The 23,103-nt window shown below is 72.1% G+C and carries 16 protein-coding genes and 1 pseudogene; 8 read left to right on the forward strand and 9 right to left on the reverse strand.

Annotated elements, in window-relative coordinates:
- Position 1: 1 nt before the first annotated feature.
- A complete protein-coding gene (locus OV079_RS35085; RefSeq protein ID WP_267773765.1) occupies positions 2-1,693 on the reverse strand; it encodes an alkaline phosphatase D family protein in 1,692 nt (563 codons plus the stop codon).
- Positions 1,694-2,081: 388 nt separating this feature from the next.
- Here OV079_RS35085 and OV079_RS35090 point away from each other — a divergent pair, with 388 nt between their 5' ends.
- Positions 2,082-2,954, forward strand: coding sequence for a DUF4215 domain-containing protein (locus tag OV079_RS35090; protein WP_267773766.1), 873 nt, complete (start codon positions 2,082-2,084; stop codon positions 2,952-2,954).
- Between the two features lie 3 nt (positions 2,955-2,957).
- Complete coding sequence (locus OV079_RS35095) at positions 2,958-4,037, forward strand: hypothetical protein (RefSeq protein ID WP_267773767.1); 1,080 nt, start codon at positions 2,958-2,960, stop codon at positions 4,035-4,037.
- Positions 4,038-4,176: 139 nt separating this feature from the next.
- Here the strand turns inward: OV079_RS35095 and OV079_RS35100 are convergent, their stop codons facing one another.
- Positions 4,177-5,964 carry a serine/threonine-protein kinase gene (locus tag OV079_RS35100; protein WP_267773769.1) on the reverse strand — a complete coding sequence of 596 codons (1,788 nt, stop codon included), beginning with the start codon at positions 5,962-5,964 and terminating at the stop codon, positions 4,177-4,179.
- Between the two features lie 297 nt (positions 5,965-6,261).
- Here OV079_RS35100 and OV079_RS35105 point away from each other — a divergent pair, with 297 nt between their 5' ends.
- The gene (locus OV079_RS35105; RefSeq protein ID WP_267773771.1) at positions 6,262-7,572 is read left to right on the forward strand and encodes a hypothetical protein; all 1,311 of its coding nucleotides are present in this window, start codon (positions 6,262-6,264) and stop codon (positions 7,570-7,572) included.
- Positions 7,573-7,711: 139 nt separating this feature from the next.
- Positions 7,712-8,719 carry a PDZ domain-containing protein gene (locus OV079_RS35110; protein ID WP_267773772.1) on the forward strand — a complete coding sequence of 336 codons (1,008 nt, stop codon included), beginning with the start codon at positions 7,712-7,714 and terminating at the stop codon, positions 8,717-8,719.
- Positions 8,720-8,838: 119 nt separating this feature from the next.
- Here the strand turns inward: OV079_RS35110 and OV079_RS35115 are convergent, their stop codons facing one another.
- The 4 genes from OV079_RS35115 to OV079_RS35130 form a co-directional block, all read right to left on the reverse strand.
- On the reverse strand, positions 8,839-9,282 hold the full coding sequence (locus OV079_RS35115; protein ID WP_267773773.1) for a hypothetical protein: 444 nt from the start codon (positions 9,280-9,282) through the stop codon (positions 8,839-8,841).
- A complete protein-coding gene (locus OV079_RS35120) occupies positions 9,216-10,088 on the reverse strand; it encodes a hypothetical protein (protein WP_267773774.1) in 873 nt (290 codons plus the stop codon). The genes OV079_RS35115 and OV079_RS35120 overlap by 67 nt, the downstream gene beginning before the upstream one ends.
- Positions 10,088-10,558: a DUF6484 domain-containing protein gene (locus OV079_RS35125; protein ID WP_267773776.1), complete on the reverse strand. Its 471-nt coding sequence runs from the start codon at positions 10,556-10,558 to the stop codon at positions 10,088-10,090. The genes OV079_RS35120 and OV079_RS35125 overlap by 1 nt, the downstream gene beginning before the upstream one ends.
- 114 nt (positions 10,559-10,672) lie before the next feature.
- Entirely contained in the window at positions 10,673-12,853 is a 2,181-nt protein-coding gene (locus tag OV079_RS35130) for a type VI secretion system Vgr family protein (protein ID WP_267773777.1), read from the reverse strand.
- Positions 12,854-12,893: 40 nt separating this feature from the next.
- On the opposite strand from OV079_RS35130, the gene OV079_RS56480 reads away from it, so the two are divergent.
- Positions 12,894-15,329: a serine/threonine protein kinase gene (locus OV079_RS56480; protein WP_338088971.1), complete on the forward strand. Its 2,436-nt coding sequence runs from the start codon at positions 12,894-12,896 to the stop codon at positions 15,327-15,329.
- 456 nt (positions 15,330-15,785) lie between these two features.
- Here the strand turns inward: OV079_RS56480 and OV079_RS35140 are convergent.
- Positions 15,786-17,513, reverse strand: a pseudogene (locus OV079_RS35140) (M13 family metallopeptidase); the annotation flags it as partial.
- A gap of 162 nt (positions 17,514-17,675) precedes the next feature.
- Between OV079_RS35140 and OV079_RS35145 the strand changes: the two are divergent.
- The 3 genes from OV079_RS35145 to OV079_RS35155 all read left to right on the forward strand — a co-directional run bounded on the left by OV079_RS35145 (position 17,676) and on the right by OV079_RS35155 (position 18,922).
- Positions 17,676-18,068 (forward strand): hypothetical protein, encoded by a 393-nt coding sequence (locus tag OV079_RS35145; RefSeq protein WP_267773779.1) that lies wholly within the window; start codon positions 17,676-17,678, stop codon positions 18,066-18,068.
- 13 nt (positions 18,069-18,081) lie between these two features.
- On the forward strand, positions 18,082-18,594 hold the full coding sequence (locus tag OV079_RS35150) for an RNA polymerase sigma factor (protein WP_267773781.1): 513 nt from the start codon (positions 18,082-18,084) through the stop codon (positions 18,592-18,594).
- A 70-nt stretch (positions 18,595-18,664) separates the two neighbouring features.
- Positions 18,665-18,922 carry a hypothetical protein gene (locus OV079_RS35155; RefSeq protein ID WP_267773782.1) on the forward strand — a complete coding sequence of 86 codons (258 nt, stop codon included), beginning with the start codon at positions 18,665-18,667 and terminating at the stop codon, positions 18,920-18,922.
- 298 nt (positions 18,923-19,220) lie between these two features.
- On the opposite strand, the gene OV079_RS35160 is transcribed toward OV079_RS35155, so the two are convergent.
- Positions 19,221-21,056 carry a metallopeptidase TldD-related protein gene (locus OV079_RS35160; RefSeq protein WP_267773784.1) on the reverse strand — a complete coding sequence of 612 codons (1,836 nt, stop codon included), beginning with the start codon at positions 21,054-21,056 and terminating at the stop codon, positions 19,221-19,223.
- Positions 21,053-23,086 (reverse strand): TldD/PmbA family protein, encoded by a 2,034-nt coding sequence (locus OV079_RS35165; RefSeq protein WP_267773785.1) that lies wholly within the window; start codon positions 23,084-23,086, stop codon positions 21,053-21,055. The genes OV079_RS35160 and OV079_RS35165 overlap by 4 nt, the downstream gene beginning before the upstream one ends.
- Positions 23,087-23,103: the final 17 nt, after the last annotated feature.

Raw genomic sequence — 23,103 nt, forward strand, 5'->3', positions numbered from 1 at the left:
GTCATCGTCCCGGATCAGCGTCTGAAAGCCGCCTGGTCGTCCACCGCGCGGCCGTGCGGATCCTCAAGGCTCCTGCGCGCGCGAACGCGCTGGAGGACATGTCCCGAAGTTCACGTGTAACCGGTGTCATTTTTGGGTCAGCGTCTCGCTGTACGCGTCCTGCCCGCTGTCCGCGTCGATGAAGCGGACCAGCACCTCGTCGGCGGACGGGTCGAACGTGATGATGCAACCGTGCGGGTTCGACGAGCCGAACGAGATGTGGGGCGGCGAGGAAGTCGCCGAGGACGTTGGTGTTGCCGCCGGTCACGGCGATCTCGCGCGTCCTGGCGACCACCCCGTCGCCGTCGGGCTCGACGTGGCTGATGAAGCAAGTGTGGAAGTCTCCCGACAGGAACCAGACGTTGGTGATGTCCTCGGCGGCGATGAAGTCGAGCAGCTCCTGGCGCTGGACCGGGTAGCCCTCCCAGCGGTCATTGGCCGCGAAGTCCCACGGGATCGTCGGCATGTCGGTGATCGGCACCGAGTTGAGGATCACCTTGAAGTGGCACGGGCTCGACTGCAGCCGCTCCTTGAGCCAGGCCATCTGCTCCTTGCCGAGGTAGATCGGGTCGGCCGAGTTGGCGGTCGACGGCTTCCGCTCGGTGCGGCAGTCGAGCACGATGAACTCCGCCGTCAGGCCCCAGCGGAAGCTCTGCCACACGCGGAACCCCATCGGCGTGTCGGTCACCGGGATCGCCTCGAAGTACGAGGTCATCGCGTCCTGCAGCCGCTGCGGGTCGATCGTCTCCGGGTTGAAGTCGTTGGTGACCTCGTGGTCGTCGAGCGTGCAATAGAGCCCGGCGCGCGCGTAGGCCAGCGCCATCCCGCCACCGTCCGCCACCGCCAGGTACGCCTGCCAGTTGCCGCGGTAGTCCGCCAGGGACATCTCGCCGTCGTTGTAGGCCATGTCGCCGAGGTGGAGGAACACGTCGTAGTACTCGTCACTGGTCCGCTGCAGCGCCGGCCACGGGAAGTTGTCGAGCCCGTTGCAGCACGAGATCGCCACGGTCAGCGGCTCCATCGCGTCGTCCGCGATCGCGGTGCGGAACTCGCCGAGCACCCCGCGCGCGACCGGCTCGCCGCGCTCCGTGCCGAAGAAGCCGTAGCGGTACCACTGCCCCGGGCACAGGCCGTCGACGAACTGCCGCAGGTAGCCGTTCTCGTCGGGCGCCACCTCGAGCTCGCGGACCACCCGCACCGTGCCCTCGACATCGCCGGGCTGCCACACGCGCAGCAGCACCGGGTCCGGCGTCTCGCTGCGGCCGTGCAGCAGCGCCGACTCCTGGCGCATCGCCCCGGCCATCACCGCCGTGGGGAAGCGCGCCAGGTCCTCCGCCACCGCATCCGGCGCGAACGCGATCTCCTGGCCCTCGCACGCCTGCGGCTGCGCGCCCATGTCGCCCGGCTCGCCCGTGCTCGTGCTCGTCGGGTCGCCGGTGCTCGTCGAGTCGACGCCCGTGCTCGACGTCGTCGTCGCGTCGCCGGTGCTCGTCGAGCTGCTCGTCGTCGGCGTCCCCGTGGTCGGCACCTCGCCGCTCGTGGTCGTGCTGCTGCCGTCACCGGTGCTGCTGCCGTCCAGCCCCTCGGTGCCCGCCATCACGTCGTCGGCGCACGCCGGCACCGCCACCAGCGTCGCGCCCGCGAGTTTCTTCAAAAGTCTCGCCGGGCGAGCTTCCGTTGGGCCTCGGGCAGATCGTCGTGGTCGGACATCGGGCCCGACTTTATGGGCACTTCGCATCACATCGGCGCGAACTCGGCGTGACCTTCAGCGCGCGCCCGAAAGGCCCTCCCCATGCAGAGGGCCGAGCGTGTGACCGTGAAGACACGCCACGCGGATCGCGTGTCGCCCCGTCGCGCGATATGCTTTGCTGTCCCGAAGGACATGTCATAACATCGACAGCCCTCGATTCGTCGCGCGGCCGATCGCTCGCGCCACCGCTCCGCGCAATTCCGGCGCGGTCGGGGGCGCCTGCCGACAGGCGTGAATCGCGCTGCAGGCCCTCGTATTGGTGCGCCGGCGCCGGTCGTGGTACCGTGGCGCGGTGTCGCGCAGCGTCTGCATCGCGCTCGTCTTCCTCACCGGGTGTACTGCGCCCGGGATCGATAAGACGACCTACCCCTTTCCGCCCGAGGACGGGAGTTCGAGCTCGAGCTCGGGCTCCAGCTCAACCGGCGGCGGCGAAGCGGCGAGCGAGAGCTCGACGCTCATGACCTCGACGAGCACGAGCACGACGAGCGGCTCCGAGGCGGGCAGCGACGGCAGCACCGAGAGCACCGGCAGCACCGGCGAGGGCAGCAGCAGCACCACCGGCCCGGTCGGCGAGTGCGGCGACGGCATCCTCGACGCCGACGAGGAGTGCGACGACGCCAACGCCGACCCGGACGACGGCTGCGCCGCATGCTTCCGCGACCGGTGGGTCTTCGCCACCAGCATGGTGCTCCAGCCCGACCTCATCGGCGGCCTGACCGGCGCCGACAACCTGTGCGGCCAGCTCGCCAACCAGGCCGGCCTCGGCGCCAACTGGAAGGGCTACCGCGCCTGGCTCAGCGACTCCACCACCAGCGCCGGCGAGCGCGTGTTCCCCGGCATGGGCCGCTACCGCCGGGTCGACGGCGAGGTCATCGCCGAGAACTTCGAGCAGTTCCTGTCGGGCACGCTCAGCGCCTCCTTCGACGTCGACGAGTTCGGCCAGCCCGCCCTCGGCGGCGCCTGGACCGGCACCCTGCCCGACGGCACCGCCGCTCCGGGCGTCACCCACTGCGACGACTGGACGATCGACGACCTGGCGGCGATCCAGGGCCACTACGGCCACAGCGGCGTGCTCGACGGCCGCTGGACCTACGAACCCGATCCCCAGTTCAACCCGACCAGCTGCATCGAGCAGCTGCGCCTCTATTGCTTCGAGGGGGCCTGATTCATGCAGATCCGCACCGCCCTGGGTCTGGCACTGCCGCTCGCCGCGGCCTGTCTGCCCACCCACGAGCCGGGCGCCGGCGCGACCTCGTCGTCGACGACCGGGACCTCGAGCTCCGGCGAACCGCCGCCGCCCGCCACGTCGGGGACGACGATGCCGGTCGACCCGACCACGACGTCGACCGGCAGCACCACCGACCCGACGACCGGCAGCGAGGGCCCTGCGTGCGGCGACGGCCACCTCGACCTCGGCGAGGACTGCGACCTCGGGACGGACAACTCCAACAACGGCGCCTGCACCCTGCAGTGCGACCCGGCGACCTGCGGCGACGGGCTGTTGTGGATCGGCGCCGAGGACTGCGACTTCGGCCCGGGCAACGTCGGCGAGTACGGCGGCTGCCGCCCCGACTGCACCTGGGCGCCGCGCTGCAGCGACGGCCAGCTCGACGAGGGCTTCGAGGAGTGCGACCTCGGCCTCCTCAACGGCACCGGGATGGGGCTCGAAGACATGGTGCCTTGCAGCCTCACGTGCCGCTGGCAGGGTCGCCTGGTGTTCCTCAGCAGCGCGACCTACGACGGCGCCCTGGGCGGGCTGCCCGGCGCCGACCTCCGCTGCCGCAACCTGGCGACCGCGGCCGCCCTGGGGAACGCGCTGACCTTTCGCGCCTGGCTGAGCGACGGCCTCGACTCGCCGCTGAGCCGCTTCGAGCAGGTCGATCTGCAGGGCGCGCCCTACGTGCTTCCCAACGGGCGGATGATCGCCGCGGACTTCACGGAGCTGATCGAGCAGGGCCCGCGCACCGGGATCGCGCTCACCGAGACCGGGATGCACGTGACGGAGCAGCTCGTGTGGACCAACACCGCACCGTTCGGCGAGCCGTTCAGCGCCGTCGACCACTGCGACGGCTGGACCTCCGACGGCCTGGGGTTCGCCGCCCGCTCGGGGCTCAACGCTTTGGAGCTCGAGATGGGCCCCGACTGGCAGCTCTGGCGAGACGAGCGGCAGTGGACGAGCGCGCTCAGCTCGCTCTGTGACAAGGCGCGGCGCCTCTACTGCTTCGAGGACGGCGAGCTCGAGGACTGAGGCGCGGCCGCGAGAGTCACGCGGCCATCAACCTGTCCCGGGGGACAGCTATCTCCGCGGCCTCGGTAACACGGACACTGCGGTCGAAGAGCGCCACGCGTCGTTCGACATGTCCCGTGAGACAGGCCGATCCGCCCGCTCAGTACACGCGGAAGCTGTAGTCGAAGAACGCGTGTTTGAAGCTGCTGCCGGCCGGCACCGGCAGGCGGGCGTCGCGGATCAGGTCGATCATGCACACCGCCGCGGGGTCGGAGGCGGCGCGGCCGACCGGCTTGATCTGGGTCAGGCGGCCGTCCTTCGTCAGCACGAACTTGAAGGTCACCGTGGCGTCGATCTCGACCCCGTGCTGGCGGCCGCACTGGGCCGCGGCCGGGCGGTAGGGCTTGAGCAGCTCGTCGATCTGCGCCTCGGTGACGACCGTCGCCTCGTTGGGGTCGTCGACGATGTCGTAGTTGACGGGCTCCTTCGCGCCTGTCTCGGAGGACCTGGTCGTTCGGGCAGCCTTGATCGCGGTCGGCTCGGGGTCGCTCGGCGGCGACGGCTCGGGCGGCGTGGTCGGCAGGGCGACCGGCGGCTCCGGCTCGGGCGGCGGCTCGTCGGGCTCGGCCTCGATCTGCGGGTCCTGCGTCGGTGCGGGCGGCGTGGTCTCGAGCACGCGCGGGTCGGTCGCCGCCGGGGGCTGAGCGTCGGGCGGGAGCACGGCCGCGGCCGGCGCGACGACCGGCGCGGGGCCCGGCGGCGGGGCGCCGGTGAGGAACTCGAGGCCCGGCGTCCCGGCGAACACCCAGGCGATGAGGCCCGCGGCGATCAGCGCGAGGATGATGGTCACGCCGACGCTGCTCTCTTTGACGGCCCCGGACGTGCTGGCGGCGCTGCGGGACGGGCCGGACAGCGCCTTGGTGCGGATGGCGGCGGCTTCGGTGCGGCCGATGCGGGTGTCGTCGAGCAGAGCGAGGCGCAGTTCCATGATGTTTTGATAGCGCTCCTCGGGGGCCTTGCTCAGGGCCTTGAGGATCACGCGCTCGACCACGCCGGGGATGTTGGCGTCGGGCGCGACGCGCCGCGGCGGGATCGGCGTGTCGAGCAGCTGCATCGCCAGCACGGTCGTCTGCTTGCCGCTCTTGAACGGACACGAGCCGGTGAGCAGCTCGTAGAGGAGGACGCCGACGGCGTAGATGTCGACGCGCGGGTCGGGCTTGGCCCCGCGGATCAGCTCCGGCGCCATGTACTCCGGGGTGGACAGGAGCACGCCGCCGGCCAGCAGGCCCTCGGGCAAATCTTCGTCGACGATCCGCGCGAGCCCGAAGTCGACCACCTTGACGTAGTCGTCGCTGGAGGCGTGACGCACGCGGTAGACGTTGCTCGGCTTGAGGTCGCGGTGGATCACTCCTTGCGCGTGGGCCGCCTCGAGCGCGTCGCAGATGTGCAGGAACATCGGCAGCACGCGCGTCCACGGCAGCGGCCCGTGGCGGCTCAAGGTCTCGCGCAGGCTCTCGCCCTCGAGGTACTCCATGACGATGTAGGCCAGCCCGGCCTCGGTCCCGAAGTCGACCACGTCGCCGATGTGCGGGTGGTGCAGGCGCGAAGCGACGCGCGCCTCCTGGACGAAGCGCCGCTGCACGACATCGAGCGCGCCGCGGTTGAAGTTGGCGTTGCGCAGGATCTTCACCGCGAAGCGGCGGTCGCCGCCGGCCGCCGCCCGGGCCTCGTACACCGACGTCAGGCCGCGCCCGCCGAGCGGCCGCACAAGGCGGTAGTTGCCGAGCACGCGATCGACCAGGTCGTCGGGGTCGTCGGGCTCGACGACCTTGGCGAAGCCGGTGCCGCTGCGCGACGCGGGGTCCGCCTCCTGCGCGAGGCTGGGGATCTTGATGACTCCCGAGGATTCACCGGGGGCCGGCTCGTGCGAGTGGGACGACGGGTCCATAGGGCGGGAGCAGCGGGAGCGACGGGACCGGCGCTAGCATAACCGAGGGTGGCGACCTGGATCGAATCCGTCGCCAGAACGCGAGGGCCCGCGCGTTATCGCACAATCGCCGCGGCAAAGAAAGCAGCTCGCCGCAGGGCGCGAGTCGAAGCTGTCCCTTGGGCCAGGAACTCGGGAGCGCGCGCATCCGGATCCGTCACGCATGGTCGCCCTCGCGAACGACGCCTCCGCACACCTACCGGCGTCGGACTCGGCTTGTAATCACCGGGCCCGTCACGCATCGTACTGAGGTCCGTGATGCTCTCTGCTCGTCGCGCCGCGTTGTCTCTGGTCTGTTTCGGCGCGCTGGCGCTCGCGTGGACCCTGGCGCCGGCCGAGGCCGCCGCGGCCCCCTCGGTCGGTCCGCCGCCCAAGCTGCCCGACATCGGCCCCCCGCCGATGCTGCCCGACACGAGCCCGCAGAACGTCCCGCCGACCAGCCCCGCCCCGTCGACGCCGCCCACCACGACTGCGCCCGCCCCGGTGAAGCCCGCCCCCGGGCCCCCGGTCATGCGCCCCACGGCGCGGCCGACCCCGGCGCCCACCCCGCCCGCGCCGCCGGTCGCCGCGCCCGAGCCGCCCGCCGATTCGGTGCCCCCGCCGGCCGCGCCCGCTTCGCCGCCCGCTTCGAGCCCGGTGCCGACCCCGCCGCCACCTGTCTCTTCGGGCAGCTCGCCCGCCGGCGACCCGCTGCAGCCCGAGGGCCCGAAGGCGGGCCCGGCGGACACGCGGGCGCCGATGATCGAGGGCGCCGACCCGACCGGCGCCGAGGCCAAGAGCGACAAGCCGGCCGAGCCGCCGAAGTCGCAGGAGGACATCGAGGAGGAGGCGGCCCGGGCGCGGCGCAAGCAGCCGAAGAAGTGGCGCCACGCCGGCCTCATCGTCGAGCCGCGGTTCGGCACGCTCGGCTGCACGCGGCAGTTCTGCGCCGGCAGCAACGGCCACGGCGAGCGCCCCGGCGCCCTGCTCGGCGGCTTCGTCGGCGGCAACCTGCTCGGCATCCTGGACATCGGCATCGAGGCCCAGTGGGGCACGCTGCGCCCGCGCGACATCGAGGGCAAGAACGCCGTGGCGCTGTACGGCATCGACCCGGCGCGCCTCGAGCAGGCGCTGTCGGAGCGGCTCGGCACCGAGGTCGACGTCGACTTCAACCAGCTGATCGTCAACAGCGCCAAGGCGCGGGCCGTCAGCGCCGGCCCGGCCCTGCGGATCCACTTCCTCCGCAAGGGCCGCGGCGTCGCCTATATCGGCACCGGCATCCACTACCAGCTGTGGCGCAACCGCTACGAGACCACCGGCGGCCCCACCCGCATGGACTTCCACGGCTTCGTCGCCCCGTTCCGCGTCGGCGGCGGCGCCTTCGTCCACCCCAACATCGCCGTCACCGGCGAGTTCGCCTATCACTACGCGTTCTACGTCATCACCGGGGTCAGCCACCCCGAGCTGTCCGGGGTGGCGCCGCTGTCGATCATCGAGGGCGCGGCGCTCGACGCCGGCACCAACCTCCGCAAGGGCTTGCCCCACTTCTGGTCGTTCTCCGTCAGCGTCCGCTTCCGCCTGGGTCTGTGAAGCGAGCTTCACGACGAGACGCCGGCCGCGACGCCCGCAGGCCCCCAGCGCCCCGCCGGCCCGCGAGTTTCGGACCGCGCTCTTTACGCACGTCGCCCGGATTTGACGCTCGCGGGGCCCCGCTCTAAAGTCCGCGGCGATGCTCCGCGGTCTCGTTCACCGTCTCGTCCCCCTCGGCTTCGCCTCCACACTGGCCCTGTCGGCCATCGCCGCGTGTGACGGCGCCGGCTCGGCCCCTCCGACCATCGAGGTCACGAGCGAGCAGCTCAAGCCCGGCGGCGTGTACATCACCTACGTCCTCGGCTGCGACAAGGGCTGCGACCAGCTCAGCCGCGGCGACCTGGTGCTCGAGCTGAACGGCCAGAAGGTGACCTCGGCCAAGGACCTGCGGGTCAGCCAGATCGCCACGGGCCAGCCGGTCAAGCTCAAGGTGCAGAAGAAGGGCGGCCAGGTCGTCGACGTCGAGATCGTCGCCAACCCGAGCGACAAGCTCCCGCCGATCAAGGAGGCCCCGCCGTTCTGGTCGGTCGGCGCCGCCGACCTCGACAAGGCGCCCCAGTGGGCCCGCCGCAACCTGTTCGGCCACGCCAGCCTCATGATCATGCTGATGAACATGGACGGCGGCTCCACCGACGGCCGCCAGATGGCCGGCAAGAAGCGCCTGATCCTGTTCTGGGACTGGGCGACCCGCGAGGAGCAGGCCCAGGCCGCCAACATGCTGCGCGTGCTGCAGATGGCCCGCGACGACCTGCAGAACTCCGGCGTGGACATCATGTTCACGCACATCACCTTCCCGTCGAACAACCTCGGCGACGGCACCCCGCGCGTGCGGCCGATGAACGACTCCGGCCTGCGCGACTGGGAGAAGACCAACGGCCTGCCCGACAAGGGCCCGCTGCCGACCTACCGCTTCCCCAACGCGACCGAGTACCAGGCCTCGCGCGAGCTCGGCCTCGAGGGCGCGACGACCTACCAGCAGTACCTCCGCCAGGCCCCGGCCATCGTGCTGCTCGACGAGGACGGCATCATCCGCTGGCACTCCGAGGGCATCCAGGCCCCGCCCGCCGGCGACGAGCTGGCCGGCAAGGGCAAGGACGACCAGTGGACGATCATCCAGGCGATCGAGTTCGCCAAGAAGAGCCTCTGAGCCACTGACTGGCTCTTGAGCCATGGCCCTTCGGACCTGTCCGAAGGGCCATTTGTGTTTTTAGAGCTCGTCTCGGCCGAGCCTCGGCGGTCCACGACGGCTCGGCCCACCGCTGGCCCTCACCTGCTCGCTAGCGCGCGGCGGAGCTCGGCCAGCTCGGCCAGCTGTCGGCTCGTCAGCGCGCGCGTCTGCAGGCGCAGCAGCACCCCGCGCGGCGCCCGGAGCTGCAGGTCCTGCAACAGGGCAGGCCGCCGGCGCATCGGCCCGCTCGTCAGCGCCTCGATCACCTCGGCGCGACCGCGAATTTTCCCATGCAGATAGCGCACCCCGTCCTCGAAGCGCGGGCGCTGGCGCAGCCACCACTGCATCGTCGGCAGCGGATCGGGCCGCGGCAGGTCGTGCTCGGGAGTGTGCTCGAGCGCCTCGTCCTCGACGGTCACGGTCAGGCCCGCGTCGTCGAGATCGATGCCCGTCAGCACCTGCATCATCTCGCCGATCAGCGGCCCGCACGCCGCGTCGTCGAGCCACTCGAGGCACGCGTCGACCAGCTCCGGCGCGCCCACGTGGCCGAGCGCGTAGATGGCGGCAGCCCGCCGCGACGCATCACTGAGCGCCGCCTGCACCGCCGCACGATCGCCGGCCGCGTCGCGCAGCGCCAAAGCACCAGCGCCGATCCGCCGCCGGGCTCCTCGGCTCGCGCGCGCACGCGGGTCCACGTCGGCGCCGGCGCCAGCACCAGACCGGCCGCGATCGCGGCGTCGACCACCAGCGGCTCCTCGTCGCCGAGCGCGGCCTGGATCGCCCGCACCGAGCCCTCGCCCTCGCCGGGCAGCGCCCGCAGGCCCAGGCTGCGCACTGTCGGGTCGTCGCTGGCGAGCAGCACCGACAGCGCCTCGCCCAGCGGCTCGTGGCGGAACACCAGCGCCTCGGCGCACGATGCCACCAGCGCCTCGTCGACGTCGGCCAGCCCTGCCCGCAGCCGCGCCAGCAGCCCGGGGTGATCGACGCACGCGAACGCGCGCACCAGCGCCGGCCGCTGCTCGGGCAAATCCTGCAACACCGCGAACAAGGTCCCCAGCGCCGAATCACCGGCCCCGAGCAGCAGCGCCGCCGCGGCCGCGCTGACCCGCGCCGATTCATCGGACTCGAGCGCCGGTACCAACAATCGCTCGGCCGCCGCCGCCCCGCCGATCACCAGACCGTCGAGGTGCGCCAGCAGCCGCGATTCGACCCCGGCCGCGACCTCCTCGAGCGTATAATTGGGGGCGACCAGGCTCTGCTCCCACGATTCCCACAGGAACTCGGCCTCGTCCAGGTGCTCCTCGAGCACGTCCCACAGCGGCTCGTCGTCGCCCTCGCGCGTCGTCATCAGTTGATCTGCACCGAACCGCCCTTGATGCGATTCGTGCCCTTCGCGCGGGTCTCGACGTAGGCGCCGCGGATCACCAGCTTGCCGTCCTTCTTGAGCGAGATGCTGGCCTCGCCGCAGCGCAGCTCGACCTCCTCCGTGCCGGTGAGGACCACGCGCTTGCCGTCGACGCGGGCCTCGCGGGCCGAGCCCGGCGCCTGCACCAGGCCGACGATCAGCGGGCGTGACGGGTCGCCGCCCTCGAACATCAGCGCGGCCGGCTGCCGTGTCTTCACCGCGTTCGCCAATCCGCGCTCGTCGAGCTCGACCAAAAACCGCGCCGGCACCGGCCCGGCCGGATTGCCGGGGAAGTCGACCAGCGGCGGCTCGGCGGCGGTGAGCCAGCCGAGGATCACCGCAGGCAACGCCGGCGCCGGGGTCGGCGGGACGATCGGGACGACGCGGGACGATGCGGGGCGGCGCGCGGCCATGACTTGCTCCTCGGTGGCGGACAGCTCAGGCGTGAGAGAGACGGGAGTGGGAAAAGGCCGGGGATGGCCGTGGAACACGCCACGCGGGCCCGTGGAACACGAGCGCGCGGCGGCTCAGTTGAGCTTGATCTTCGAGCCCTTGACGGTGACCTCGCCGGTGGCCTTGATGCTGAGCTTCTTGGCCTGGATCGTGATGTCGCCGTTCTTCTTGAGCACGACCGTGGCGTTGCCGCACTGGATCGACAGCTGATCGGCGGCGACGACCGCGGCCTTCTTGCCGGCCGCGAGGTTGAGGTTCTCGCCGGCGGTGACGTTGACGTGCTTGCCGGCCTGCAGCGCGATGTTCTTGCCGGCGCTCTCGGTGATGTTGTCGGCCGCGCTGACGCTCTTGGCCCCGCCGACGCTCTCGGAGCTGCTGCCGCCGACGCTGACCGCGCGGGCCAGGCCCACCGTCTCGGACTTGGCGAGGCCGACGTTCTCCGTCATCGCTCCGCCGACGGTCACCGCATAGGCGGCGCCGACGGCCAGGGTGCTGGCGATGCCGACGGTCTCGGCCTTGTTGGCGCCGATCGACTCGGTCTGGTCGGCCGCGACGGTGAAGGTCGCGCTGGCGCCGACGGTCTCGGTGAGGTTCGAGCCGACGCCGATCGACATGTTGGCGCCGATCCGCTCGACGTGCATCTTGCCGACCGTGATCTTGCGATCGTTGCCGACCTCGATCGTCTCGTCGTGACCGACGGACACGCCGCTGTCGTGACCGACCGAGCGCGCCTCGTCGTTGCCGACCGACTGCGTCTTGTCGTGCTCGATGACGATGTTCCAGTCCTTCTGGCCGTGGAGGAAGATCTCCTCGCTGCCCTTCGCGTCCTCGAAGCGCAGCTCGTTGGAGCCGCCGCCGCCGGGGCTTGATTCGGACTTGATCGTGCTCTTCGTCTTCTGGTCGGGCAGCGGATACGGCGGCGTATTGACGCCGGTGTAGATCCGCCCGGTGATGATCGGCCGGTCCGGGTCGCCCTCGATGAAGTCGACGATCACCTCGTGGCCGATCCGCGGCAGGAACATCGCGCCGAAGCCGTTGCCCGCCCACATCTGGCTGACGCGCACCCAGCACGAGCTGCCGTCGTCGTACGCGCTGCGGCGGTCCCAGTGGAACTGCACCTTCACGCGGCCGTGCTCGTCGACGTGGATCTCCTCGCTCCCGGGGCCGACCACCGTCGCGGTCTGCACCCCGTGCACCGTCGGCTTGACCGTCCGCCGCGGCGCGCGATACGGCAGCTCGGCCGCGGTGCAATCGAAGCGGTTGGTGTACGAGAATTCGCCGGTCGCGCCCTCGTCGAGCACCTGCGGCTGCTCGCCGCGGTGGGCCACGCGGATCAGGCGATACTCGCCCTCGAGATGAGGATGCGACTCGTCGGCCACGTTGAAGAAATAGCCGGGCGCGAGGCGCGGGCTGTCGCTCTCGCCGCTGCCCGAGCGGCGGGTCGCCTGGACCGCCTCGAGGCGCATGCGGGCCTGCTTGCCGGCCGTCTCCGGGCCGCCGCGGCCGCCGACCTGGAAGCCGCCGGGGTAGTCGTAGAGCTCGCGCGCGTCGCCCTGCCCCTCCTCGGCCTCGACCTCCTCGGCGGGGGTGTGCAGGTTGCGGTCGCGCAGCGAGACCCGCTGCGGGCGGATGCTCTCGCCGAGGGTGAATCGCAGCAGTCGCTCGCGCTCGCGGGTCGCGTTGAACCCGAGCGCCGGATCCTCGGCGATCGGCGCCCCGCCGTCGGCCTGGTCGGTGATCACGAGGACGTGCTTGTCCTCGTGGTGCTCGAAGAAATAATAGATGCCGTCGGCTTCCATCAGCCGACTGATGAAGTCGAGGTCGGTCTCACGGTATTGTACGCAGTAGTCGCGCGGGGCGTACGTCCCGTGCAGCTGCGTCCGCACCCCGGCGCGCGGGATGCCGGCCGTCTCCAGCACCTTGGCGACGATCTCGGGCGTCGATTGGCCCTGGAAGATCCGGCTGCCCGCGCGCTGCTGGAGCGTCCAGATCTCCGGCACCAGCGTGACCTCGTGGAGGGTGTAGCTCGACGATTCGCCGATGTAACGCGCGTCGCACACCAGGCCGTGGATGTACCGCGGCGCCTCGCGGCCCTGGATCGTCAGCACCGCGGCGTGGCCGACCAGGTCGTCGAGCGGGACCGTCACCGAGGCCAGCTCGAAGCGGAACCCGAACAGCGAGGAGACGGCCTCCTCGCCGCTGAAGCGGACCACCCGCAGCTCCTCGCCGCAGCCGTCCACGGTGAATGTGAACATCGATCGATTGCCCAGCAGGGCGCTGCTGCCACTTTCCGTCATGAGCGCTCGAACGAGTCCGAAAAGCTACTACATGCGATCGGCCCCGACAAGGCTCGGCGGCCCTGAGACAAAAACGCCCCATTACGGCTGCGACGCTCGCGCGACTTCGGTCATGTCATATGCGGTTGATCGCCCGCGGAGATCCGTGGATGCTCGGCCGGTCGTGACGGACGCCAGCGAGGCGAGAGCCAAGGTCGGAGACGTGCTCGGCGAGCGCTGGGAGCTGCGCGGGCCCGCCGGCGGCGGCAGCCTCGGCCAGGTGTTCCTCGCCTGGGACCGAGAACGCCGTCAGACCTGCGCGCTCAAACTGTTCGACCCCGCCGCGGTCTCGTCGGAGGCGTTCCGTCGCTACGGCGAGGCCCTCCGCAGCGCCGCGGCGGTGAGTCACCCCGCGGTCGTGCTGCCCCAGACGCCTGTCGTCGCCGGCGGACCGCGCTTCGCCGTCGGCGAGTGGGTGGCGGGCGCCGACCTCGACACGTTGCGGGCCAGCGGCGGCCCGCTGCAATGGTCGCGGGCCGCGGAGGTCGTGAGCACCTGCGCGGACGCGCTCGCGGCCGTCCACGAGGCCACAGGCCTCGCGCACCGCGCGCTCAAACCCGGCAACGTGCGGATCACCGAGAGCTCGCAGGTGCGGCTCCTGGACCTCGGAATCGCCGAGATCGCCGTCTCGCCGGTGGCCCCGCGCCCCGGCGGCGCGTTCGTCGATTACCGCGCGCCGGAGCAGATCGAAGGCCAGGCCGGCGACGCCCGCTCCGACGTGTTCACGCTCGCGGTGCTGCTATTCGAGGCGACCACCGGGGTCCATCCATTCACCGCCCCCTCCGCGTTCAAGGCGGCTCACAAGGCGCTGCAATCGACGCCCGACCTGTCGACCGCCGGGCTGCCGGCCCAGGCCCGGCCGCTGCTGACGCGGGCGCTGGCGCGGCGGCCGGAGGAGCGCCACGCCAACGCCCGCGAGTTCCTGCGCGCATTGACCCTGGTCCGCCAATCGGTCGGCGGCATGGCCCCGCGGGCGAACGCCGGCGACAATGCGGCCACCGCGGAACCGGCGGACGAGCCGGCACCCGTCGCCGACCCGACCACGCACATTGCGGATCCCGGTGGCCCGGCCGAAGCCGCCTGCTGCCGCGCCCGAGCCGCCCGCCCGCGGGCCGAACCGAGACGCCGCATTCGTGGCACCGGTCGCGCCGGCCACCGCCGATTCGCCGCCCGCCGCGGACGAACCGGAGCTGCTCGGCTCCGGCGCCGACCGACCGATCCCGGCGCAGCCGCCGAAGGCGAGCAAGCCGGCCCGCGAATCACTGCAGCAGCTCGACACCGGCCGGATCGTCACGCCCGAACCGAGCACCGAGCGAGACGCTCGCCGTCCCGCGAGCCCCGAGCCGACCATGGAGCTGCGCGAGCCCGCGCGGGTGTCCCGAAGGTCAGGTGCGGACGAACGCGACCCCCGACAGGCCGCGCCGAAGGCCGCCAGGACGCGGCCCGCGCCCAACACCGTGCCTGCGCCGCAGGACCTGCCCGCCGAGTGGACCACCACCGAGCGCGACTTCCAGCGCCCGTCCCCCCGCGCGAGGCGACCGTCGCGTTGCCGCTTTCCGGTGAGCTGTCCGAGAAGCCAGGTCGCCGGACCCAGGCGACCCATAAGACAGGTCGTCCGCCAGCCGAGTCGACCGTCGCCCTGCCGCTGTCCGGCGACATGTCCTCGCGGCCAGGCACGACGATCGCCGAGCGCCGGCGCCCTTCGGACAAGACCCGGCTACAGGCCGAGTCTGACGATCCGTCCCGACAGCCAGCGCTCCCCGCCGACTGGACCACCACCGCGCGCGACGGCCGGCGCCCCACGGCCCCCGAGACGACCATGGCCCTGGCTCACGACGACGGGCTGTCCGAAAGGTCAGGTCTTCCCGCCGCCTGGACCACCACCGAGCGCGACGGTCGCCGACCCGCCGAGTCGACCATGGCCCTCCCCGATCCGGGCGCGCACGAGGACGCGGCGACGACCGCGATGCCGACATTGCGGCCGCGCTCGAAACAACCTGTCCCCGAGGACACATCCGAAGATCCCGACGGAGAGGAGCGGACCCGGGCGCTGCCGCGAATGATGGGCCGAGCGCCGACCGAGATGCGCCCCGAGTCGACGGTCGTCCTCGACCAGGGCGGCGCGCGACCGGCCGAGTCGACCCTCGCGCTACATGACCCGAAGGACATCCAGCCTCGCACCACGCCCCGGGACGAGTCGACCCGGGTGGTGTCGAACTCCGGCGACCAGGCCCGCGCGATGCGAACGCAACGCCCGGCCGGCGCCGCGACGCCGGCCCCCGCCACCCCGCCGCCCGCCGACAAGCCGTGGCTGTCGCCGCGCGGGCTCATGTTCTTCAACATCGGCCTCGGCGTGTTGATCATCACCGCGCTCGTCGTGCTGCTGACCCGCTGATCTCGCAGCGCTCGCCGTCGAGATGCCCCTCGGATAGCGCTGCGCGTCTCTCCGCGCGGGCTCCTCCGCTTCAACCTCGTCACGCTCGCCGTTCTGACGATCCATCCGCACATCGCCGTTCGCTGCGAATCCCGGCCCGCAGCGAGTCGCGTCAATCCGTGCCCCAGAAGGACACGCGCTGCGACGGCGGGAGATAGAGGCGGTCCCCCGGCCGCACGTCGAACGCGGTGTACCAGGCGTCGAGGTTGCGCACGGTCCACGAGCGCTCGCGGGCGGGAGCGTGAGCGTCGGACAGCAGCTGGGCCCGCAGCGCGTGATCGCGGTACTTCGTCCGCCACGCGCGCCCAGCCGAGGAAGAACCGCTGCTCGGGCGTGAAGTTTCTTAAAAGTGTCGCGGGCGCCGGCGCGCGAGCGACGATAGGCCGCCAGCGCCAATCCCAGACCGGCCAGGTCGGCGATGTTCTCCCCCACCGTGAGCGAGCCCTGGACGCGCTGACCCGGGAGCGGCTCGTAATCGTCGTACTGGGCCACGAGCGCCGCCTCGCGGCCGTGGAAGCCGCGCTCGTCTTCGGCAGTCCACCAGTCGCCGAGCCGCCCGTCGGCGTCGTACTTGCGGCCCTGGTCGTCGAACAGGTGGCTGAGCTCGTGGCCGATGGTGGCGCCGATGCCGGCGTAGTTGAGTGCCGGGTCAGCGGATGGATCGAACAGCGGCGGCTGCAATACGGCCGCCGGAAGGATGATCTCGTTGACGCTCGCGCTGGCGTAGGCGTTGGGGACCGTGACGGGCGCCAGCCATTCGGCGGGATCCGTCGGGGCGCCCAGGCGCGCGACCATCCGCTCGAACTGGAACGCGCTGGCGCGCGCGAGGTTGCCGACCAGATCGTCGCGCACGATCTCGAGGCCTGCGTAATCGATCCATTTTGAGGGATATCCGAGCTGGATCCGGGTCCGCGCCAGCTTCGCCCGCGCCCGCTCGCGGGTCTGCGGCGTCATCCAGGCCGCGCGGGCCAGGCGGTCGTCGAGGGCCGCGATCAGGTCGGCGACGAGCTCACGCGCCTGCGCCTCCGCCTCGGGCGGAAAGTGACGGGCGACGTAGGCCTGGCCGACCAGGTCGCGCAGCACCGCGCCGACCAGGGACACGCCGCGGCGCCAGCGAGGCAGCGGCTCGGGCGTCCCGGCGAGCGCCCGGCCGTAGAAGGCGAATCGCGCGTTTTCAAAGGGCGGCGAGAGGTACCGCGAATAGCTGGTGAGCACGCGCAGCCGCGCGTAATCCTGCAACACGGGCAGCGGAGTATGGCGATAGACCTGAGCCTCGCCGGCCAGGGCGCTCGGCTGGGCGACGACGAGGCTCGACGGCTCCGCGAACCCCATCGCCGCCAGGGCGCGTCGCCAGGGAAAGCCCGGCGCGAGCCGCTCGAGCTCCGCCGGTGTGCTTCTATTGTAGGTGCGCACCGCGTCGCGTGAATCGCTGACGGACCAGTGGGCCCGGGCCAGCGCGGTCTCGAAAGCGAGCACCGCGGCCGCACGCTCGGCGGCGTCGGCCTCGCCCGCGAGCGTCAGCATTTTTTCCATGTATTCACAATAGTCGGAGCGAATCGCATTCATCGTCGAATCGGTGTGCTCATAGAATCCGCGATTGGGCAGACCGAGCCCGGCCTGGCGCAGGACCAACATGTGTCGTCCGGGTTCGCGGTCGTCCGTCTCGACGCTGACACCGAACAGCCCGCCGACGTCGAAGCGGGCCAGCCGCGCGGTCTCGACGGCCAGCGCGTCGTGGTCCGCCGCCGACCCGATCGCCCGCAACCACGGCGCGACCGGGGTGATGCCGCGCCGCGCCACCGTCGCCTCGTCGACGAAGCTCGCGTAGAGGTCGCCGAGCTTCGACCCGGGCGTGCGCGCTGCCTCCTCGACGATCGCCCGCACGCGCTCGGACGCGTCGTCCTGCATCTGCTGCGTGGTGCCGAACGAGGGCCGATCCGCGGGGATCGGCGTGCGCGCCTCCCAGGCGCCGTTGGCGTAGCGGTAGAAGTCGTCGCCCGGCGCCACGCTCGGGTCCATGCCGTCGAGGTCGAGGCGCCCGCCGACCTCGAGCGGCGGCTGCGTCGGCGCCCCTGCAGGACAGGCGGCGGCCAGGAGGGTCAGACTGACGGTGAAGCGGCGAAATCGTGGGTTCATGGCGTGCATCCTCGAGCCCCGGCGCGCAGCCGGCGCTCGCAGCCATGACGGACCCCGCCTGCTCCGCGGATGACGAGCGGCCCATGATTTGTCGCCCGCGAAAAATCGACCGCGAGCTCATCCAGGACGCCGCGGCTTTCGTCACTCTCGAGGAGACGGACGAGGAACGACATGCTGGACCCTCACTTCGCAGGCGCACTGATCGGCACCATCGCCTTGCTGGTCGCGTTCATCCACGGGCTCCGCTTCGCCCGCCTGGCGATGCTTCACCACACGTTGCGGCGCGCCTTCACGACCGGCGCCGTCGCCGATCCGGAGCTCCTCGGCCGGCTGTTCGGCGGGCGCACCCAGGCCGAGCGCGACGCGCTCGACAACCGCAACGGGGCGATGCTGATCGCGGTGGCCGCGGCCTGCGTCGGCTTCGGCTGGTTGCAGGCAGATCCGTCTGCGCTCCGCCTCGCGGCCGGGGTCGCCCTGTTCCCGCTGTTCGTGGGCGTCGTGCTGGCCCTCCGCGGCCGTGCAGGCTCGCGGCGCGGCCCGCGGGATGTCGTCCGGGATGGTTGAGGACGATCCAGCGTTGAACCGCCGCGCGGCCGCGGGCGACTCGCAGGCGTTCTCGCAGCTGGTGACTCGTCACGAGCGCCGGCTCCGCGACTTCCTCACGCGCGTCGCCGGACCCGGACGCAGCGACGACCTCGCGCAGGACTGCTTCTTACAGGCGTGGCGGCGCGCGGGGCAGTTCGACGGCCGCGGCAGCTACGCGGCGTGGCTGTTCCGCATCGGCTGGCGCCTGTTCCTCGACGAGCGACGCCGCCACGCGTCCGAGACGCGCAAGCGCGACGGCGCGGCGCTGCTCGCCGACGAGGCCGCGGAGCCGGGCCACGCGGCGCGCCTCGACATGACCGCGGTGCTGGCCCGCCTCGAGCCGGTCGAGCGCGCCGCGCTGGTGCTGTGCGACGGCCAGGGCTGGACGCACGAAGAAGCGGCGGCGATGCTCGAGCTGCGGCTCGGGACGCTGAAGAGCATCGCCGCCCGGGCGAAACGCAACGCACGCGCGCTGCTGGAGGCGCAAGCGAAGGAGCCGCGATGACCGACGAAGAGTTCGACAAGCTGCTCGCCGACGACCTGGCCCCGCCGGAGCGACCCCCGACCTCGCCTTCGTGGCGCGGACCGAGCGGCTCGTCGCGCTCGACCGAATCATGGCGCTGCAACGCCGCAACGCCGCGCGCCCCGGCCTCTCGGATGGTCTGGCGGCGGCGGCCCTGGCCGCGAGCCTCGGCCTGTGGACGCTGTGGGGGCCCGATTGGGGCGGCTCGGCCGGCGCGATCCTCCCGCTGTTGACGGGCCTGCTCGTGGTCACCTGGCTGGTCGGCCACGACTGGGGCGCCGAGGCCGTCGGCCACGAAGACCCGGCCTGATCGCCGGGCAGCGTCCTCGACCGACCGCCTGGTCGAGCTTCTCCGCGCCTGTCCCGAAGGACAGCATCGACCGTGACCCCGGACGGGCGGCCTCCTCGACTCGCCGAGTCGAGCTTCGCCGCGCCTGTCCCGAAGGACAGCGTCGACCCACGGACGGGCGGTGTCCTCGACCCGCCGATTCGAGCTTCTCCGAGCCTGTCCCGAAGGACATCCTCGACCGCGACCACCGACGGGCGGTGTCCTCGTCGTCGCGGATCACCACGAGAGACCGAGGCGCCGGGGCGAGATTGGCCCGGCCTCACTCGGCGTCGTCGTCGGCCGGCGGCTGCGGCGGCGGCGTCTGGCCGCGGCGCAGCGGGTGCTCGAGGATCGGCAGGCGCTCGTTCTCGCTGCGCTCGACCAGCAGCTCGAGCCCGTCGAGCAGCAGGTCGGGCGAGCTCACGCTGACGTCGACCGTGTTGCTGAGGATCCCGTCCATCCCGGTCTCCGCGCCGAAGCCACCCGTCGCGCCGGGGGCGATCCGCAGCGGCAGCGCCGGCGCGCTCTGGCCGACCGCGCGGATCCGCCGCAGCACCCGCATCGACGCCGGCGCGATCATGGCGCCGCGGACCAGCGTCTTCTTGCCCGACGCGTCGAGCCGGTAGATCTTGCTCGGCAGCGGCAGCGACACCTTGCGGCCGGTGCTGTAGCTCGTCGCGCCCTCGCGGTTCACCGGCCCGAGGATGTTGCCGTCGCGCAGCGACTCGACGATGTACGCGTACTCGTAGCCGTCCTCGCGGGCGCGGCGGAGCAGCTCCTTCTCGAGCGCCTTGCGCGGCGAGCCGCGCTTCTTCGACTTGAGCGACAGGTTGGTGATCGCCGCGCCCCAGGCCAGGCCCGGGCTGAGGCGCGCGCGGCCGTTGCTCTCCTTGCGCCGCGGGTTCGGCGTGCGCGTCATCAGCAGCTCTTGCAGCACCCCGTTCTTCACCAGCGTGAGCGGCTTGGGCGCAAAGCCCTGGGCGTCGACGGCCAGGCGACCGAAGCCCTCGCGGGGGTCGTCCTCGAGGTCGAGGAACGCCGGCAGCACCGACTTGCCGAGGCTGTCTTGCCAGTGCGGTTCGAAGTCGCGGACGCGGCCGTTGTCGCCGAGCGGCGCCGGCGTCCCGCCGGTGTGCACCGCGATCGTCGACGCCAGCAATTGCGCCGAAGCCGGCCCGGCGAACAGGATCGGGCCGTCGTAGTCGTCGTCGAGCATCGGCGCGTCGGCCATCAGCGTCAGCTCTTTGAGCACGCCGTCGACCAGCTCCTCGCCGCGCTTCTTCAGCTCGTCGGTCGCGCGCGGCAGCTCTTGCAGGTGGATCGCCGCGCCGTGGTCGAGGTGCATCCCGTCGAGCGCGCGCGTGTCGGCCATCACGGCCAGCACCGCGCGGTCGCGCTGCTCGTGCAGCACCACGCCCTCGCTCGTGATCGTCGTGACGTGGCTGCGCAGCACCTGCACGAACACGTCGCCGTTGTCGATCGCCGGGTGGTCGGCGAACCGCTTGCTGAGCGCGCGCACCAGCTCGCGCAGGCCCTCCCGGTCGATCGTGTCGGTCGGCGCCGGCGGCACCGGCTGGCGCACGAGCGGCTCCGGCTTGGGCCCGAGGTCGGGCGGCAGCGGCTCGCCGGCCAGCCGGGCCAGGATCGCCAGCTTCTGCGCGTAGGTGCCGGTGGCCCGGCGGAACGCCTGGTCGAGCCCGAGCCACAGCTTGTGCCGCGTCAGCTCGGCCGACGGCAGCAGCGACAAGTTGAAGCGCGGCCACGCCCCGTCCTGGCCGAACACCCCCGTCTGGTCGCGCTCGGCCGAACCGACGCGGATGTCGATGCCCGCCGCCGCCTGGTCCTCGAGGACGTCGGTGATGATGCCGCCGTAGCTGCCGTCGATGCTGAGCACCTCGGCGCGCACCACGTAGACGACGGCCTGATAGGGCGCCGGCGAGTCCGGCAGGCGCAGCCCCGCGATGCCGCGGGCGATCTCCTGCTCGACCGCCGCGATCTCGCTCTCGGCGGCCTCCGCGGCGACCGGCGCGGCCGCTGTCGGGGTCGGGGCGGATGTCGGCGCCGGAGCTGCCGCTGCGGCAGGCGCGAGCGCGAGGGCCAGGACGATCGGCTTCATCGCGACCTCCGCGGAGCTGGCGCGGAGGACATGTCCTTCCGGCCATTGTCGGCCGCGTTCACGGCCTTGCGCGGCGCTGCGGCGGCTGGCGCGGGGGACATGCTCTTCGGGTCAGCCTTGCCCCCGACCGGCGGCGGCGGCAACAGGGGCGGCTTGCCGCGCTCGTGGCTGGCGCGCTCGACCTCGAGGTTGCGCAGCAGCAGCGACGGGCTGACGGCCGACACCGGCACGTCGCCCGACTCGGCGCCGCACATGCCGTTGAAGATCCCGGGCGTGTCGCCGGTGGCCGTGATCGTCTCGAACGCGGCGATCGGGGTGCCGACGATGTCGACGCCGCGGACCAGCTCGTCGGGGCGGCCGTCGGCCCAGATCCGGTAGACCAGCAGCGGCATGACCTTGAACGCCTGCGGGCCGGAGCGCTCGGTGATGGTGTAGCCGCCCTGGATGTCGGAGAACCACAGCCCGTACGGCTTGTTCTGGCGCTTGACCTCGTCGATGAGCGCGCGGCGGAGGTCCTTGTCGGGGATCGTCTTGCGGCTGGTGACGATCAGGTTGCCCTGGCGGGCGACCGCCTGATAGCCGCGCTCGCGCCGGCCGTGGCCGTTGCTCTTCGTGAACGGCAGCACCGGCGAGCGGCCGAGCAGGAACGTGCGCAGCTTGCCGCGCTCGACCAGGACCACCCGCTCGGCCGGCACGCCCTCGTCGTCGACGTGGTAGTGGCCCGACAGCGGCACCCCGCCGAGGGTCTCGGCGGTGGGGTCGTCGACCATGTCCAAAAAGACAGGTAGCACCCGCTTGCCGATCATGTTGGCGAAGGTCTGGCCCTCGAGGTCGTCCTTCTGGCGGTGACCCTCGAGGCGGTGGCCGAAGATCTCGTGGAAGAACACGCCGGCGGCGCGACCCGCAAGCACCGCCGGGCCGGCGTAGGGCTCGGCCAGCGGCGCCACCCGCAGCGCCAGCACCTCGTCGCGCAGGCGCTTGGCGGTGGCCAGCAGCACCGACTGCGCCGGCAGCTGCTCCGGCGCCTGGGCCTCGAAGCTCTCGAAGCGGTCGAGCGTCATGCCGTCGTCGGCCTGGGCCTTGGCCTGCAGCATCAGGCGCAGGCGCACCTGCGAGCCCTGGATCCGCGTGTTCTCGCTGTTGACGTAGGCGCGGTTGTCGACCCACGCGAGGAACACGACCTGGCTCTCGAGCACGTGCGGGTCGTCGGCCAGCGCCGCGGAGATCTCCCGCAGCCGCGGCTCCCACTGCTTGCCCACCGCGGCGAGGTCGAGCGACACCGGCGGCTCGGCGTGGATGTTCGGCTTCTCCTCGCTGAAGTCCGGCGACGGCGGCTTGTCCTCGGTCTGGCTCTTCAGCTGCTCGGCGCTCTCGGCCGCGCTGAAGGCCGCGAGCGCGTCCTTGTACTGCAGCTCGGTGAACTGCCACAGCGCCTGCGACAGCGCCAGCGGGTCGTTCTGCACCGACACGAACATGCCGCTGCCGAGCCCGTTGCCCGGCCCGTAGTTGGCGTCGCCCGGGTGGCTGTTGTCGAGCTGGCGCGAGCCGACCCGGACGTCGACGTCGACCGTGCGGTCGCTGTCCTTCCGGTTGCGCACGATCTGCCCGTTCTGCGCCTCGAGCCACAGATGATCGCGGGCGATCAGGTCGTAGGCGAGGAAGTACGCCGGCACCTCGGCGCCCTCGCCCTGCAGCTGGGCCAGGTTCTTGAGTGTCTCTTGGGCCAGGAAATCAAGGACAGGTTCGGGCAGGCCCACCGGCGCCCGCGTGCGCGTGATCGCGTGCTCGCGCGCGGCGTCGCTGCCGGCCACCCACGCGTCCGGCGTCGGCGAAGTGGCCGCGTTGCGCGGCCGACAGCTCGCCAGCGCCAGCCCGGCCGCCAGCGCGACCAGCCACGGCGAGGTCCGCCGCCTCGCGGCCTGCACCGGCGCGTCCGCGGGGGCGATCGCCTCGCAGGCGATCGGCGCGGCGCTCGCGGTGTCTCGGCTCGCGCGCGAGTGCGCCGGGGTCGCCGCGGGTCTGGCCGACATCGGCCGCATGATAGCCG

The organism is Nannocystis pusilla (assembly GCF_026626665.1).
GTDB classification, from domain to species: Bacteria; Myxococcota_A; Polyangia; order Nannocystales; family Nannocystaceae; genus Nannocystis; species Nannocystis pusilla.

Bases quoted from the DNA above. Each gene is read 5' to 3' on its own strand.
- OV079_RS35095 (WP_267773767.1), top strand. From the start codon at position 2,958: ATGCAGATCCGCACCGCCCTGGGTCTGGCACTGCCGCTCGCCGCGGCC.
- OV079_RS35100 (WP_267773769.1), bottom strand. From the start codon at position 5,964: ATGGACCCGTCGTCCCACTCGCACGAGCCGGCCCCCGGTGAATCCTCG.
- OV079_RS35105 (WP_267773771.1), top strand. From the start codon at position 6,262: ATGCTCTCTGCTCGTCGCGCCGCGTTGTCTCTGGTCTGTTTCGGCGCG.
- OV079_RS35110 (WP_267773772.1), top strand. From the start codon at position 7,712: ATGCTCCGCGGTCTCGTTCACCGTCTCGTCCCCCTCGGCTTCGCCTCC.
- OV079_RS35120 (WP_267773774.1), bottom strand. From the start codon at position 10,088: ATGACGACGCGCGAGGGCGACGACGAGCCGCTGTGGGACGTGCTCGAG.
- OV079_RS35125 (WP_267773776.1), bottom strand. From the start codon at position 10,558: ATGGCCGCGCGCCGCCCCGCATCGTCCCGCGTCGTCCCGATCGTCCCG.
- OV079_RS35130 (WP_267773777.1), bottom strand. From the start codon at position 12,853: ATGTTCACATTCACCGTGGACGGCTGCGGCGAGGAGCTGCGGGTGGTC.
- OV079_RS56480 (WP_338088971.1), top strand. From the start codon at position 12,894: ATGAGCGCTCGAACGAGTCCGAAAAGCTACTACATGCGATCGGCCCCG.
- OV079_RS35145 (WP_267773779.1), top strand. From the start codon at position 17,676: ATGCTGGACCCTCACTTCGCAGGCGCACTGATCGGCACCATCGCCTTG.
- OV079_RS35160 (WP_267773784.1), bottom strand. From the start codon at position 21,056: ATGAAGCCGATCGTCCTGGCCCTCGCGCTCGCGCCTGCCGCAGCGGCA.
- OV079_RS35165 (WP_267773785.1), bottom strand. From the start codon at position 23,086: ATGTCGGCCAGACCCGCGGCGACCCCGGCGCACTCGCGCGCGAGCCGA.